This is a genomic window from Nocardioides sp. PD653-B2, from assembly GCF_002117935.1.
In the GTDB taxonomy this organism is placed as follows: domain Bacteria; phylum Actinomycetota; class Actinomycetes; order Propionibacteriales; family Nocardioidaceae; genus Nocardioides.
Genome location: NZ_BDJE01000047.1, coordinates 97,998 through 111,547, shown reverse-complemented (window position 1 = coordinate 111,547; position 13,550 = coordinate 97,998). Strand labels below are relative to the sequence as shown.

The 13,550-nt window shown below is 72.0% G+C and carries 16 protein-coding genes; 5 read left to right on the top strand and 11 right to left on the bottom strand.

Annotation, left to right across the window (positions count from 1 at the left end; translation table 11 throughout):
- Nucleotides 1–111 precede the first annotated feature (111 nt).
- Nucleotides 112–744 carry a class I SAM-dependent methyltransferase gene (locus PD653B2_RS19895; protein ID WP_085874154.1) on the bottom strand — a complete coding sequence of 211 codons (633 nt, stop codon included), beginning with the start codon at nucleotides 742–744 and terminating at the stop codon, nucleotides 112–114.
- Nucleotides 745–810: 66 nt separating this feature from the next.
- Here PD653B2_RS19895 and PD653B2_RS19890 point away from each other — a divergent pair, with 66 nt between their 5' ends.
- Together PD653B2_RS19890 and PD653B2_RS19885 are read left to right on the top strand one after the other, a co-directional pair.
- Nucleotides 811–1,365 (top strand): helix-turn-helix domain-containing protein, encoded by a 555-nt coding sequence (locus PD653B2_RS19890; protein ID WP_085874153.1) that lies wholly within the window; start codon nucleotides 811–813, stop codon nucleotides 1,363–1,365.
- A gap of 22 nt (nucleotides 1,366–1,387) precedes the next feature.
- The gene (locus tag PD653B2_RS19885) at nucleotides 1,388–1,996 is read left to right on the top strand and encodes a hypothetical protein (protein WP_133058994.1); all 609 of its coding nucleotides are present in this window, start codon (nucleotides 1,388–1,390) and stop codon (nucleotides 1,994–1,996) included.
- Between the two features lie 6 nt (nucleotides 1,997–2,002).
- On the opposite strand, the gene PD653B2_RS19880 is transcribed toward PD653B2_RS19885, so the two are convergent.
- From PD653B2_RS19880 to PD653B2_RS19865, 4 genes are all read right to left on the bottom strand, one after another.
- Nucleotides 2,003–2,782 (bottom strand): alpha/beta hydrolase family protein, encoded by a 780-nt coding sequence (locus PD653B2_RS19880; RefSeq protein WP_085874151.1) that lies wholly within the window; start codon nucleotides 2,780–2,782, stop codon nucleotides 2,003–2,005.
- Nucleotides 2,783–2,851: 69 nt separating this feature from the next.
- Entirely contained in the window at nucleotides 2,852–5,122 is a 2,271-nt protein-coding gene (gene purL, locus PD653B2_RS19875; protein ID WP_414689173.1) for a phosphoribosylformylglycinamidine synthase subunit PurL, read from the bottom strand.
- Between the two features lie 78 nt (nucleotides 5,123–5,200).
- Nucleotides 5,201–5,530 (bottom strand): hypothetical protein, encoded by a 330-nt coding sequence (locus PD653B2_RS19870; protein ID WP_085874150.1) that lies wholly within the window; start codon nucleotides 5,528–5,530, stop codon nucleotides 5,201–5,203.
- Nucleotides 5,531–5,626: 96 nt separating this feature from the next.
- Complete coding sequence (locus tag PD653B2_RS19865; protein ID WP_085874149.1) at nucleotides 5,627–6,175, bottom strand: TetR/AcrR family transcriptional regulator; 549 nt, start codon at nucleotides 6,173–6,175, stop codon at nucleotides 5,627–5,629.
- 120 nt (nucleotides 6,176–6,295) lie between these two features.
- Here PD653B2_RS19865 and PD653B2_RS19860 point away from each other — a divergent pair, with 120 nt between their 5' ends.
- Nucleotides 6,296–7,771: an MFS transporter gene (locus PD653B2_RS19860; protein WP_085874148.1), complete on the top strand. Its 1,476-nt coding sequence runs from the start codon at nucleotides 6,296–6,298 to the stop codon at nucleotides 7,769–7,771.
- Between the two features lie 13 nt (nucleotides 7,772–7,784).
- On the opposite strand, the gene PD653B2_RS19855 is transcribed toward PD653B2_RS19860, so the two are convergent.
- The gene (locus PD653B2_RS19855) at nucleotides 7,785–7,988 is read right to left on the bottom strand and encodes a hypothetical protein (RefSeq protein ID WP_085874147.1); all 204 of its coding nucleotides are present in this window, start codon (nucleotides 7,986–7,988) and stop codon (nucleotides 7,785–7,787) included.
- Nucleotides 7,989–8,209: 221 nt separating this feature from the next.
- On the opposite strand from PD653B2_RS19855, the gene PD653B2_RS19850 reads away from it, so the two are divergent.
- Nucleotides 8,210–9,622, top strand: coding sequence for a glycoside hydrolase domain-containing protein (locus tag PD653B2_RS19850; protein WP_085874146.1), 1,413 nt, complete (start codon nucleotides 8,210–8,212; stop codon nucleotides 9,620–9,622).
- A gap of 9 nt (nucleotides 9,623–9,631) precedes the next feature.
- Here PD653B2_RS19850 and PD653B2_RS19845 read toward each other — a convergent pair whose 3' ends face one another.
- From PD653B2_RS19845 to purS, 3 genes are read right to left on the bottom strand one after another with little or no spacing between them, the layout of a single operon-like run.
- Entirely contained in the window at nucleotides 9,632–10,075 is a 444-nt protein-coding gene (locus PD653B2_RS19845) for a DUF3817 domain-containing protein (RefSeq protein WP_085874145.1), read from the bottom strand.
- Complete coding sequence (gene purQ / locus PD653B2_RS19840) at nucleotides 10,072–10,740, bottom strand: phosphoribosylformylglycinamidine synthase subunit PurQ (protein WP_085874144.1); 669 nt, start codon at nucleotides 10,738–10,740, stop codon at nucleotides 10,072–10,074. The genes PD653B2_RS19845 and purQ overlap by 4 nt, the downstream gene beginning before the upstream one ends.
- Nucleotides 10,737–11,003 (bottom strand): phosphoribosylformylglycinamidine synthase subunit PurS, encoded by a 267-nt coding sequence (purS, locus tag PD653B2_RS19835; protein ID WP_085874143.1) that lies wholly within the window; start codon nucleotides 11,001–11,003, stop codon nucleotides 10,737–10,739. Before purS ends, purQ begins: the two co-directional genes overlap by 4 nt.
- Nucleotides 11,004–11,041: 38 nt before the next feature.
- Here purS and PD653B2_RS19830 point away from each other — a divergent pair, with 38 nt between their 5' ends.
- Nucleotides 11,042–11,539, top strand: a complete 498-nt coding sequence (locus PD653B2_RS19830) for a general stress protein (protein ID WP_207559397.1) — start codon at nucleotides 11,042–11,044, stop codon at nucleotides 11,537–11,539.
- Between the two features lie 55 nt (nucleotides 11,540–11,594).
- On the opposite strand, the gene PD653B2_RS19825 is transcribed toward PD653B2_RS19830, so the two are convergent.
- Nucleotides 11,595–13,157, bottom strand: coding sequence for a long-chain-fatty-acid--CoA ligase (locus PD653B2_RS19825; RefSeq protein ID WP_085874141.1), 1,563 nt, complete (start codon nucleotides 13,155–13,157; stop codon nucleotides 11,595–11,597).
- Nucleotides 13,154–13,546: an SRPBCC family protein gene (locus PD653B2_RS19820; RefSeq protein ID WP_278248183.1), complete on the bottom strand. Its 393-nt coding sequence runs from the start codon at nucleotides 13,544–13,546 to the stop codon at nucleotides 13,154–13,156. Before PD653B2_RS19820 ends, PD653B2_RS19825 begins: the two co-directional genes overlap by 4 nt.
- Nucleotides 13,547–13,550: the final 4 nt, after the last annotated feature.

The window sequence follows — 13,550 nt, the reverse complement described above, 5'->3', positions numbered from 1 at the left end:
ACGCGGTGTTAGACCCTCTGGTGACCCCCTTCTAACGGGTTCATAGAAGTCCTAACACCGCGTTACAGCAGAGCGGGCGGGCCGGCGGCTCGACTCTCGCGACGGAGGCGGTCAGCGCCGACGGGCCAGCAGCACGGCGTCGGTCACGACGTGCTCCACGCCGTCACGGGTCTCGCGGCGCTCGCGGGCCTCGGTGTGCACGTCGAACAGGTCGGGGTCGACCGCCTGCGCGAGCTCCTCCGCCGCGAAGAGCACGCCGGGCATCGACCACCGCAGACCCGTGTGGGCGTCGTCCGGGTGGTGTCCGACCACGAGGAGGGTGCCGCCGGGCGCGACCGCGTCGGCCATCTGCCGGGTGGCCTCGAGCATGCCGTCGTCGAGCAGGTGCAGGAAGTGCGACGTGACCAGGTCCCACTGCTCACCTTCTGGCCGCCAGGTGCGCAGGTCGGCCTGCCGCCACTCGACCCGGTCGGCGACCCCCCGCTCGGCGCCGTGGGCCGCCGCCCGGGCCAGCCCCGCTCCCGAGAAGTCGGCAGCGGTGACCTGCCAGCCGCGCTCGGCCAACCAGATCGCGTCGCCCCCCTCGCCGCAGCCGAGGTCGACCGCCCGGCCGGGGGTCAGCGCGGCCGCCTCGCGGGCCAGGACGGCGTTCGGCCGGCCGCTCCAGATGTGCCCGTCGCCGCCGTACCGCTCGTCCCACGACGACTGCTCGAACATCTCCCGCGTGATCTCTGCGTGGCTCATGCCACGAGTCTCCGGGCACCATCGCCTGATCGACAACATCCGTTGCCGTTCTGGCAAACTGAGGCGATGAGTGACGACGTGCTCGACGGGGTGGGACCGCGGCTGCGTGCGCTGCGTCAGGAGCGCGGCGCCACCCTGGCCGACCTCTCCGCGACGACCGGCATCTCGGTGAGCACGCTCTCGCGGCTCGAGTCCGGGCAGCGCCGGCCGACCCTCGAGCAGCTGCTCCCGCTGGCGCGCGCCCACCAGGTCACGCTCGACGAGCTGGTCGATGCGCCCGAGACCGGCGACCCGCGCGTGCAGCTGCGGCCGGTCGTGCGCCACGGCCGGACGTTCCTGCCGCTGACCCGGCGTCCGGGCGGCCCGCAGGCCTTCAAGATGGTGCTCCCGGCGGAGCCCGATGCGGTCCCCGAGAAGCAGACCCACGAGGGCTACGAGTGGCTCTACGTCCTGTCCGGGCGGATCCGGCTGCTCCTCGGCGACCGCGACCTGACGATCGGGCCGGGCGAGGCGGTCGAGTTCGACACCCGCACCCCGCACTGGGTCGGCAACCCCGGGCCGCAGCCGACGGAGGCGCTCGCGCTCTTCGGGCCCCAGGGGGAGCGGATGCACGTGCGCTGAGGCGGTGCGAGAGGCTGAGGTCGTGAGTGCTGCTGACGGCGACCGGCTCGCGGCCTGGCTCGAGGACCTCGGCCTGGCCGACCACCTGGCCGACGCCGGGCTACCGACCTTCACCCGCGACGCGGAGGGCCGGGCCGTCTGGTCCGCGCCCGACCGGGTCGCCGAGCTCGAGCGGCTGCTGCGCAGCGACGGCAGCGAGCCCGAGCACGCCGTCCCGGTCGGCCTGGTCCTGATCGCCCGGCAGGCGCGGCTGCGCACGGCCCTGCTCGCCACGCCGTGGTTCACCTACGCGACGCTCGGCGAGCTGCGCGGCACGTCGGTCGACGCGACCCGGTTCGCCGTGCACAAGGCCGCCCAGACCCACCGGCTGCTGGTCGTGCCGGTCGAGGAGCGCGTCGTGGTCCCCGGCTTCCAGCTGACGGGCGAGGGCGAGGTCCGCGCCGGGATAGCACCACTGCTGGAGCCGCTGCTCGCCGCGAGAATGGATCCCTGGCGCGCCTGGGCCTGGCTGACGCAGCCGGCCGCTCTCACCCTCGGCCGCGCACCCGAGGAGGCCGTCACCGACCCCGAGATGGCCGACCTGGTGCTGCACGCCGCGGTCCGGCTGGCGGAGCGGGTCGCTCGGTCGTAGCCACCGTCAGGCGAGGGTCGCGAGGTGGGCGAGCGTCGTCGCCCAGGCGTCGGAGTCGGGATCGACGAGGGTGAAGTGGTCGCCCTCGATCTCGACCAGGTCGGCCTCCGCACCCGCCGCGCGGGCCGCCGCCACGTAGGACCGGGACTGGCTGATCGGCACGTTGTCGTCGTCGGCCCCGTGGATGCACCAGACCGGGACGTCGAGCGGCACCAGGCGGATCGGGTCGACGTCGGCGTCGGTCGGCCCGGGCGGGTGGCCGAGGAACGCCTCGACGGCGCCACCGCCCAGGTCCTCGTCGTACGCCGCGGTCAGGTCCAGCACCCCGGCCTGCGAGACGACGTGGGTGAGCCCTCCGCCCGAGGCCGCCCAGGTGACGAGGTGGCCGCCGGCGGAGTGGCCGATCCCGACGACGGTCTCGGCCTCGACCGGCGCCGCCGCGATCGCCGCCCTCACGTCGGCCAACGTGTCCGCGGCACCGCTGCCGCGGCGGTACTCGATCGCCCAGGTCGCCCAACCCGCAGCGACCAGGCTCGGCACCAGCGGCCGGGCGTACTCGATGCCGTACTCCGGCTTCCAGAAGCCACCGTGCACGACGATCGCGAGGCCGCGCGGGTCGCCGCTCGGCAGCGTCAGCTCGCCGTACTGCGCCGGGTCGTCGCCGTAGTCGACCCTGCGGGTCCCGGTCGTGGCCTTCGACATCGACCGCTCCTTCTCTCCGGCACAGGCGGTCAGGACCGCGAGCCCGCCGAAGGCAGGCAGCGACAGCAGGGTACGACGGTGCACGCCGGTGGTTCGTGGCGGAACCCCGGATCGACTGCCCCGAGCGTCACACTTCTCGGCCAGCCGTGCCGATCAGGCCAGCGCGGCCGGCAGGGTGGCGGTCCAGGTCTCGCGGAGCTCGGCGAGGGGTACGTCGAACTGGTCGTCGACCACGAGCGCGTCACCGCCGGTCAGGCCGAGCGGCGTGATGACGACACCGTGCCGCCGCGCCAGCTCGACCAGTCGCTCGGCCGCACCGTCGGGCACCGTCACCAGCACCCGCGCGGTCGACTCGCTGAAGAGCCCCAGGAACGCGTCGCCCGGCACGGTCACCGCGGCGCCGACGTCGTGGCGCAGCGCGCCCTCGACCAGCGCCTGGGCGAGGCCGCCGTCGGAGAGGTCGTGGGCCGAGGTGATCAGGCCGACGGCCTCGCGGAGCAGCTCGGACAGGGTCTTCTCGGCGGCCAGGTCGACCTGCGGCGGCAGGCCGCCGACGTGCCCGTGCACGACGTGCGCCCACTCCGAGCCGGAGAGCTCCTCGCGGGTCTCGCCGAGCAGGAAGATGCGCTCGCCCCCGACCGACCAGGCCGACGGCGTGCGCCGGGTGACGTCCTCGATCACGCCGAGGACCGCAACGACCGGCGTCGGCAGGATCGGGGTGTCGCCGGTCTGGTTGTAGAGGCTGACGTTGCCGCCGGTGACCGGGATGCCGAGCTCGGCGCAGGCGTCCTTGAGCCCGCGGCAGGCCTCGGCGAACTGCCACATCACGCCCGGGTCCTCCGGCGACCCGAAGTTGAGGCAGTCGGAGATCGCGAGCGGGGTCGCGCCGCCGGTCGCCACGTTGCGGTAGGACTCCGCGAGCGCGAGCTGCGCGCCGGCGTACGGGTCGAGCAGCGCGAAGCGGCCGTTGCAGTCGGTCGACACCGCGACCCCGAGGTTGGTCTCGGCGTCGACGCGGATCATCCCGCTGTCGGACGGCTGCGACAGCACGGTGTTGCCGCGGACGTAACGGTCGTACTGGTCGGTGATCCAGGACTTGTCGCAGAGGTTCGGCGAGCCGACGAGCGTCAACAGGGTCTTGCGCAGCTCGTCGCCGGACGACGGGCGCGGCAGCCGCTCGGCGGCGTCGGCCTGCAGGTCGTCCTGCCAGTCCGGGCGCGCGAAGGGCCGGTGGTACGTCGGCCCGTCGTGGGCCACCGAGCGCGGCGGCACGTCGACGACGCGCTCGCCGTGCCAGTCGATCTGGAGGCGCCCGGTGTCGGTCACCTCGCCGACCACGACGGCCTCGACGTCCCACTTCGCGCAGATCGCCATGAACGCCGCGACGTCGTCGGGCTCGACGACCGCCATCATCCGCTCCTGCGACTCGCTCATCAAGATCTCCTCGGGCGCGAGCGTGGAGTCACGCAGCGGCACCCGGTCGAGCTCGACGTGCATGCCGCCGTCGCCGGCGGAGGCGAGCTCGGAGGTCGCACACGAGAGGCCGGCGCCGCCGAGGTCCTGGATGCCGGCGACCAGGCCGGCCGCGAAGATCTCGAGCGTGCACTCGATGAGCAGCTTCTCCATGAAGGGGTCGCCGACCTGCACGCTCGGCCGCTTGGCCGGGCCGTCCGCGTCGAACGTCTCGGAGGCCAGCACCGAGACGCCGCCGATGCCGTCGCCGCCGGTGCGCGCGCCGTACAGGATCACCTGGTTGCCGGCGCCGCTCGCCTTGGCGAGGTGGAGGTCCTCGTGGCGCAGCACGCCGACGCAGAGGGCGTTGACGAGCGGGTTGCCGAGGTAGGTCGCGTCGAAGACGGCTTCGCCGCCGATGTTGGGCAGGCCCAGGCAGTTGCCGTAACCGCCGACGCCGGCCACGATCCCGGGCAGCACCCGGTGGGTGTCGTCGGCGTCGAGCGGCCCGAACCGCAGCGGGTCCATCACGGCCACCGGCCGGGCGCCCATCGCGAGGATGTCGCGGACGATGCCGCCCACCCCGGTCGCGGCGCCCTGGTAGGGCTCGACGTACGACGGGTGGTTGTGGGACTCGATCTTGAACGTGACGGCGTAGCCCTGGCCGATGTCGATGACGCCGGCATTCTCGCCGATGCCGGCCAGCATCGCGCCGATCGGCGTCTCCTGGGGGATCTCGGAGAACTGCTTGAGGTGCACCTTCGAGCTCTTGTAGGAGCAGTGCTCGCTCCACATCACGGAGTACATCGCCAGCTCCGAGCTGGTCGGGCGGCGGCCGAGGATCTCGCGGATCTCGGCGTACTCGTCGGCCTTCAGCCCGAGGTCGGCCCAGGGCTGTTCTCGCTGGGAGTCCTCGGCGGCGACGGCGACGGTGTCGAGATGGGCGATGCGGGTCTCTGGCACGCGGTCAATCTACCGGCGCGGGCAGGTTCCTCCCCAACGGCGCCCCTCCGGTGGGCGAGGGAGGACGAAGTCCTGTCCCGCGACCGGCTACGCCTGCAGGGCCGCGAAGTCGATGGTCACCAGGTCGACGCCGGCCCGGGGGCTCGGACCCGGGAGCCACTTCCCGGGGAGCCGCGCGCCCGGCACCACGACGGGGACCGAGGCGTCCGGGATGTGGAGCCCGACCTGGGCCTGGTACGGCGCCACCCCGTCGCGCTGGACCTGCAGGATCAGGCCCGAGGCGGGCAGCCCGTCCTGGGTGAGCTGGTCGAGCGGGAACACCGCCGACACCTCGACCGTGCACGGCTCGCCGTCGCGGATCAGGTCGTCGTAGGGCACGACGCCGAGGGCGGGCTTCGCCTTCTTGAACAAGCCCATGGACACGCTCCCCTAGTCCGAGAGTCCAGAGTCCGAGAGCCCGAGCACCGGGCCACAGCACGCTACGCCCGGCGCCCACCCCTCACAAGAGGATGGTCAGCGGAGCAGGCCGTCGGCGACGACCTCGAGCAGCGGGCGTACGGCGGCCGCGTCCAGGTCGCCCTGGTCGGCGACGGTCGCGATGCCGCCGACGAGACGACAGACCTGGACGGTGTCGACCCCGTCGCGCAGCACGCCGTCCTCGCGGAGCCGCTCGATGACCCGGTCGTTGGCGGAGGTCAGCACCTGGCACTTGGTGAGGATCGGGGACGAGGGGTCGCCCAGCGCCGAGGTGATCTTCGCGGGCCCGCCCTTGTGGAGGCTGATCAGGGCGACGTACTCCTCGAACCAGCGCAGCAGCAGCTCGCGGTCGGCGCCTTCGTAGGCCAGCGCCTTCTCCGAGGCCGCCGTCACCCGGTCGACCCAGCTCTGCATGATCGCGTCGAGCAGGTTCTCGCGCTTCGGGAAGTGCCGGTAGAGGGTGCCCGGACCCACGCCGGCGCGCTTCGCGATCTCGTCGAGCGAGGCGTCGTAGCCCTGCTCGCGGAACACCTCACGCGCGACCTCGACGATGCGGTCGTAGTTGCGCTGGGCATCGGCTCGCACGAAATCCCACCTCAGACCTTGCTAAACGGAGACGGTCTCCGTATCGTAGTGGAGGAAGCGGAGCCATCCTCCGGATCAAGAGTACCTCGGCCGCTCCGACCAGAACAGGACTTCCACCTCATGTCCACAGACACCCGTACCCCAGCCCGCGGCACCACCGCGGGCCTCCCGGTCGAGCTGCCGCCGAACGCCGGCCGCGCCGCGACCGGCATCGCGATCGTCCTGGTCGCCCAGCTCATGCTCGTGCTCGACGCCACCGTGGTGAACGTCGCGCTCCCCCGCATCGACACCGACCTCGGCTTCGGCCCCGCGTCGCTGTCGTGGATCCTCAACGCCTACACGCTCGCCTTCGGCGGGCTGCTGCTGCTCGGCGGTCGCCTGGGCGACGTCTTCGGCCGCCTGAAGGTCTTCGAGGTCGGCCTGGCGGTCTTCACCGTCGCCTCCGCCCTCGGCGGCCTGGCCCAGACGCCCGGTCAGCTGATCGCGGCCCGCACCTTCCAGGGCGTGGGTGCCGCGCTCGCCGCCCCGAGCGTCCTCGCCCTGCTCACCACCAGCGCTCCCGACGAGCCCGCCCGCAACCGCGCATTTGCGCTGTTCGGTGCCGTCTCCTCGGGTGGCGCGTCCATCGGTCTGCTGCTCGGCGGGCTGCTCACCGACGTCGGGTCGTGGCGCTGGACGCTCTTCATCAACGTGCCGCTCGGCATCGCCGTCCTGGTGCTCGCCCGCCGGTTCGTCGACGAGACCCGTCGCCGCCCCGGCCGGTTCGACATCGTCGGCGCGCTCTCGGCGACCCTCGGCGCGGTCTCCCTCGTCTGGGCCCTGATCGGGGCACCGGAGCACGGCTGGGCCTCGGCGCGCACGATCGGCGGGTTCGTCCTCGGCATCGCCCTGCTGGCGCTCCTCGCCCGCACCGAGCTGCGGCACCCCCACCCGATGGTCCAGCCCCACCTCGTCCGCAACCGGCGCCGGGTCGGCGCCCTCGCGGTGATGGCCCTGGTCGTCGGCGCGAACCTGTCGATGTTCTTCCTGGTCGTGCAGTACGTCCAGCGGGTGCTCGGCTTCGGGCCGCTCGCGTCCGGGGTCGCCTTCCTGCCGTTCAGCCTGGGCATCTTCGCGATGTCGCGGGTGTCGCCGCAGCTGATGGCGCGCGTCGGCGCGCGGGCGATGCTGATGGTCGGCACCGCGGCCATGACCGCCGGCTACGCCTGGCTCAGCACGATCGGCACGACCGACACCTACGTCGGGGCCGTCTTCGGGCCGATGGTGATCGCCGGCGTCGCGACCGGACTGGTGTTCATGCCGCTCACCGCGACCGTGCTGGCCGGGGTCGAGCCCGAGCACGCCGGCGCCGCGTCCGGGCTGCTGCAGACCACGCAGCAGCTCGGTGCCGCGGTCGGCGTCGCCGCCATCGTGTCGATCTACGCGGCCGGCGCCGTGCCGGGTGAGTTCGTGCCCGGCGTCCAGGCGGCGTTCCTCACCTCGGCTGCGTTCGCGGCCGTGGCCCTGCTCGTCGCGACGTTCGTGCTGCGACCCGAGCGGCAGCGCACGGCGGCCGGCGAGGAGCGCACCGAGCCGGCGGCCGCCGAGGCGGCCTGACCAGAACCGCCGGTCAGCCGGTCTCCGCGAGAGCGGAGGCCGGCTGTTCTGCGTCGCGGGCGGCCGGGTCCCCCGGCTGGTGTGTCGGCGTCCAGGAGTGGCCGTCCCACCACCAGTGCCCGTCGGCGCTGAGCAACGGCGGACCGTCCTCGACCGGGTCGGCGTGGAAGTGCGGGACCAGCCCCAGGAAGGGCAGGGTGTTCCAGCTGTCGCTCATGATCGGTTCCCCCCTCGATCAGGTGCATCCCAGACCAGATGCATCCGGTCTCAGCGTGGACCCGGCGATCGCCGTGGCGTCGGCACTTGCGCAAACCTTGCGGATCACCGGTCCCGAATTACAGCGTGGTAGTTCTCCGGAACGGCTGTTACGCGTGTGACTAGTGGGGTTATGGTGACGAGGCTTCGATGCCGACTGCCTTCTTCCCCAGGAGTCCCGCCATGCCCCGCCCCGCTCTGTCCAGCACGGTGCGCCGCGCCCTCGGTGGCGTCGTCGCCGGCGTGCTCGCCACCGCGGCCCTGACGACGCTCGGTGGAGCCTCCGCCGACGCGGAGGGCGGCGCCGCCGCCACGGCGAGCGCGCCCCGCAAGGCCAACGTGGTGACCCCCGGCGACTTCACCGGCTACGGCTTCGACCAGTGCCATGCGCCCGAGCAGGCGAAGATGAACCGCTGGCTGCAGTACTCGCCGTTCCTCGCCGTCGGCATCTACATCTCCGGCGACTCCCGCGCCTGTCGCGAGCAGCCGAACCTCACGCCGGCCTGGATCAGCACCCAGCTCGCGAAGGGCTGGCGGCTGCTGCCCATCACGCTCGGGCCGCAGGCCTCGTGCCAGCCGCGCTTCCCGCGCTACGACGACGACGTGAAGATCAACCCGAAGCCGGGCAAGAACGGCCGCTACAGCGTGGCCCGCAAGCAGGGCAACAACGAGGCGCTCGACGCCGTCGACGTCGCGACCGGGCTCGGCATCGCCCCGGGGAGCACGCTCTGGTACGACCTCGAGGGCTTCGAGCTCGCGAACACCCACTGCCGCGAGTCGGCGCTGGCCTTCCTCAGCGGCTGGACCTGGCAGCTCCACCAGCTCGGCTGGGTCTCCGGGGTCTACTCGAGCGCCGGCTCGGGCATCAAGATGCTCGACGACGCCCGGGTCAACCGCCCCGACGCGGTCGTGCTGCCGGACCAGATCTGGGTGGCCCGGTGGGACGGCAAGGCGAACACGACCACGTCGTACCTCCGCCCCGACGGCTGGCACCCCCACGCGCGGGTCAAGCAGTACCAGGGCGGGCATGACGAGACGTGGGGCGGCATCACGATCAACATCGACCGCAACTTCCTCGATGTCGGCCGCGGCTCGGTGGCCGTGCCCGAGACCCACTGCGGGGGCGTCAAGATCGGCTACGGGCTCTACCCGACGCTCAAGCCGGCGACGACCACCGCGACGCCGCCGGCGGCCAAGGTGAAGGCCCTGCAGTGCCTGCTCCAGGAGCAGGGCCTGTACGCCGGCAAGGTCAACGGCCTCTACTCCACCCGGACGGTCAAGGCCGCCAACGCGTGGCAGGCCACGGCCGGGTTCGAGGCCTCCACGACGTGGTCGAAGCGCAACTGGATGTCACTGCTGAGCGCGGGCGACCGGCCCGTGGCGAAGTACGGCTCGACCGGACCCGCCGTCCGACGGGTCCAGCGCACCCTGAACGCGGTCACCGACCGCGAGGTCCCGGTGAAGGCGACCGGCGTCTTCGACGCCCGCACGACCGACGCTCTCGAGGCCTGGCAGAAGTTCGTCGGCCTCGACGTCACCGGCGTCGCGAACCGGCAGACCTGGGCCGCGTTCGCGCACGGCAAGATCCGCCGCTGACCCCCGCCCTCAGGCGGGCGGGCCGACGAGCAGCGCGAGGCCGGTCAGCGCGGCGACCGCGACCAGCCCGGCGAGCACGCCCTGCAGCGGGTTGCGCAGCAGCCACGACACCAGACGGTCGACGAGACCGGTCGGCTGCTCGTGCTGGAGCCGCCAGGACGTGCCGAGCACGTCCTGCCTCTCGGCGTTGCGGTCGAAGACCACCGTGAAGAACGGCGGGATCGACGCCAGCAGGCCGACGAGCAGCCGGCCGCGCGACCAGCGCTGGTCGACCGCGACGAGCACGGTGGTGAGGCAGTAGGCGATGAACACGACGCCGTGGACCATCCCGAAGACGCGGACGCCGAGCTCGGTGGTGTCGGTGACGTACTTGAGGAACATGCCGGCCAGGAGCAGCGCCCAGGTGACCGCCTCCGCGATCGCGACGCGGCGGAACAGCAGCAGCGGGGTCATGCGAAGGTGCGCTCCACGAGGCTGGTGAAGAAGCCGATGCCGTCGGTGCCGGCACCGGTGAGGGACTCCACGGCGTGCTCGGGGTGCGGCATCAGGCCGACCACGTTGCCCGCCTCGTTGGTGATGCCGGCGATGTCGCGCAGCGATCCGTTCGGGTTCACGTCGAGGTAGCGGGCGACGACACGGCCCTCCCCCTCGAGCCGGTCGAGCGTCTCGGCGTCGGCCACGAAGCCGCCCTCGCCGTTCTTGAGGACGATCGTGACCTCGGCGCCCTCGTCGTACGACGAGGTCCACGGCGTGCGGTTGTTCTCGATCCGGAGCCGCTGGTCACGACAGACGAACTTGCGGTGGTCGTTGCGGATCAGCGCACCCGGCAGCAGGTGGGACTCGCAGAGGATCTGGAAGCCGTTGCAGATGCCGAGCACCGGCATCCCCTTGCCGGCCGCCTCGATCACCTCGGTCATCACCGGGGAGAAGCGGGAGATCGCACCGCAGCGCAGGTAGTCGCCGTACGAGAAGCCACCCGGCAGCACCACGGCGTCGACGCCGCGGAGGTCGTGGTCGCCGTGCCAGAGCGCCACGACGTCGTGGCCGCCGAGCGTGGCCGCGCGCTGCGCGTCGACCTCGTCGAGCGATCCCGGGAAGGTGACGACGCCGACCTTCATGCGCCCGCTCCGACGGCAGCGTCCTCGACGTGGACGGTGTAGTTCTCGATCACCGGGTTGGACAGCAGCGTCTCGGCCATCTGGCGGACCTGGTCGAGCACCTCGTCGGTGACCTCGCCCTCCACCTCCAGCTCGAAGCGCTTGCCCTGGCGGACGTCGGTGACGCCGGAGAAACCCAGACGGGGCAGGGCGCCGTGGACGGCCTTCCCCTGCGGGTCGAGGATCTCGGGCTTGGGCATGACGTCGACGACGACTCTGGGCACGCGGTCAGTCTACGAGAAGGCACACTGGTGCCATGAGCATGCCCTCCGCAGTTCCCGGCGCCAACCCGCTGAAGCTCGAGTTCCCGCAGTCCCTCGCGGTGTACGACGACTACGCGGCCGCACAGAAGACCGTGGACTTCCTGTCCGACAACGAGTTCCCGGTCAAGAACCTGATGATCGTCGGCACCGACCTCAAGCGCGTCGAGCGGATCACGGGCCGGCTCACCACCGGCCGCGTCGCGCTCGGCGGCCTGCTGTCGGGTGTCTGGCTCGGGCTCTTCGTCGGCCTGATCTTCTCGTTCTTCGTCGACGAGAACGTGCTCGCGATGATCCTCTCGACCATCGTGCTCGGTGCGGTCTTCGGCGTCGTCTGGGCGCTGATCGGCTACGCCTTCACCCGCGGCCAGCGCGACTTCTCGTCGGTGACCCAGGTCGTCGCCACCCGCTACGAGGTGCTGGTCGAGCACAAGGTCGCCGCCCAGGCGCGCGAGCTGCTCGCCAAGCTCCCCGGCGCGCTGCCGAACCCGTTCGCGTAGCGGGGACGCGTCAGCCCACCCGAGGGCCGATGCGACGGGTGGGGTTCTTCGCCGCTCAGCTCAGCTCGCGCTTGAGGATCTTGCCGGTCGAGGTCATCGGCAGGGACTCCACGAACTCGACCATCCGCGGGTACTTGTAGCCCGCCATCTCCTCCTTGGCCCAGGCGACGATCTCGTCCTCGGTGACCGAGGCGCCGTCGTTGAGGATCAGGAACGCCTTGATCTCCTCGCCGTGGCTCTCGTGCGGCACGCCGATGACCGCGGCCAGCGACACCGCCTCGTGGGTCATCAGGAACTCCTCGATCTCCCGCGGGTACACGTTGAAGCCGCCGCGGATGATCATGTCCTTGGACCGGTCGACGATGTAGTACCAGCCGTCCTCGTCGCGACGGCCCAGGTCGCCGGAGCGGAACCAGCCGTCCTTGATCACCTCGGCGGTGGCGTCCGGGCGGTTGTAGTAGCCCTTCATGACGTTGTGGCCCTTGATGGCGATCTCGCCGATCTCGTTCGGGCCGTCGGGCACCGTCTCCCAGCTGTCCGGCTGGAGCAGCTCCATCTCGACCCCCGGGATCGGCCGGCCGATCGAGCCGACCCGCACGGGCTCGCCGCACGGCGAGAAGCTCGCGACCGGCGACGTCTCGGACAAGCCGTAGCCCTCGAGGATCGTGACGCCGAACTTCTTCTGGAAGTCCTTGTGCACCTCGACCGGCAGCGCCGAGCCGCCGGCGGCGGCGACGCGCAGGTTCGCGGCCAGGGCCGCGACGTCGACACTGTCGTCGAGGGCGCCGAGGAGGCCCCAGTACATCGTCGGCACCCCCGCGAAGAACGTCACCTTCTCCTTGGCCATCAGCGCCAGCGCCTGGTGGGCCTCGAAGCGCGGCAGCATCACCACGGTGCCGCCGTAGGCGAAGGCGCCGTTCTGGATCACGGTCTGGCCGAAGGAGTGGAAGAGCGGCAGCACGCAGAGGTAGGTGTCGGGGTTGTCGGCGCTCGCCCCGAAGAGTGCCTCCCCGGAGCGCGCGTTGTCGCGCATGTTGCGGTGCCGGAGCTCGGCGCCCTTGGGCTGCCCGGTGGTGCCGGACGTGTAGAGGATCACCGCGGTGTCGTCCTCCTCGGTCGCCACGGTCTCGAACTCCGCGGGCTGCGAGCCCATGGCCTGCGCCATCGTCTCGACGCCCTCGATCGGCGAGGCGCCGTCGAGCGCGGCGGTGATGACGAAGAAGTGCTCGCACCCGTCGGCGGCCTCGAAGCCGGCATGCCCGGCCTCGCCCATCGGGAGCTCGGGGGTGCCCTCGAAGCAGAAGTAGGCCTTCGCGTCGGAGTCGCTGAGGTGGTAGGCGACCTCGCGGCCCTTGAGCAGGACGTTCAGGGGGACGACGGTGCCGCCGGCCTTGAGGATGCCGAAGTAGACGACCGTGAAGTAGGGCAGGTTCGGACAGCTGAGCGCGACCTTGTCGCCGGGCTCGATGCCGCGCGAGACCAGCAGGTTGGCGACCATGTTGGAGAACGCGTTGATCTGCCCATAGGTGAGGCGGCTGTCGCCGAGCACGACCGCGGTGCGGTCCGGGTACTTCGTCGCGCTGTCCTCGAGGAGCGTTGCCAGGTTGTACGTCGTCATGGCGCCAACATACTGGCCGCGTGGCGGAGGTCACTGCGGACGGCGTACGGCGCCAGCGCGTCGAGCACGGCCCCGAGCGGCGCCCGGAGGCCGCGGCCGCGCACCGTCATCGTCGGCTCGACCGCGCAGCCGGTGGGTGTCTCGGTGAACGTCAGCGTCAGCGTCGCGGAGAAGCCCCGCCAGGTGCCGATCTCGGTCCAGCGGTGCGGCCGGTCGAGCTCGGTGGTCTCCATCGCCGGGCGCAGCCCGGGCTTCGTCACGTCGACCCAGGTCTGGCCGACGCGCGGCTCGCCGTCCACGTCCTCGACGCGGGCCAGGCTCGACTGCCACTCCGCCCGGTTCCGCGGGTCGGCCAGGTAGTCGAACGCGACCGCGCACGGCACCGGCAGGTGG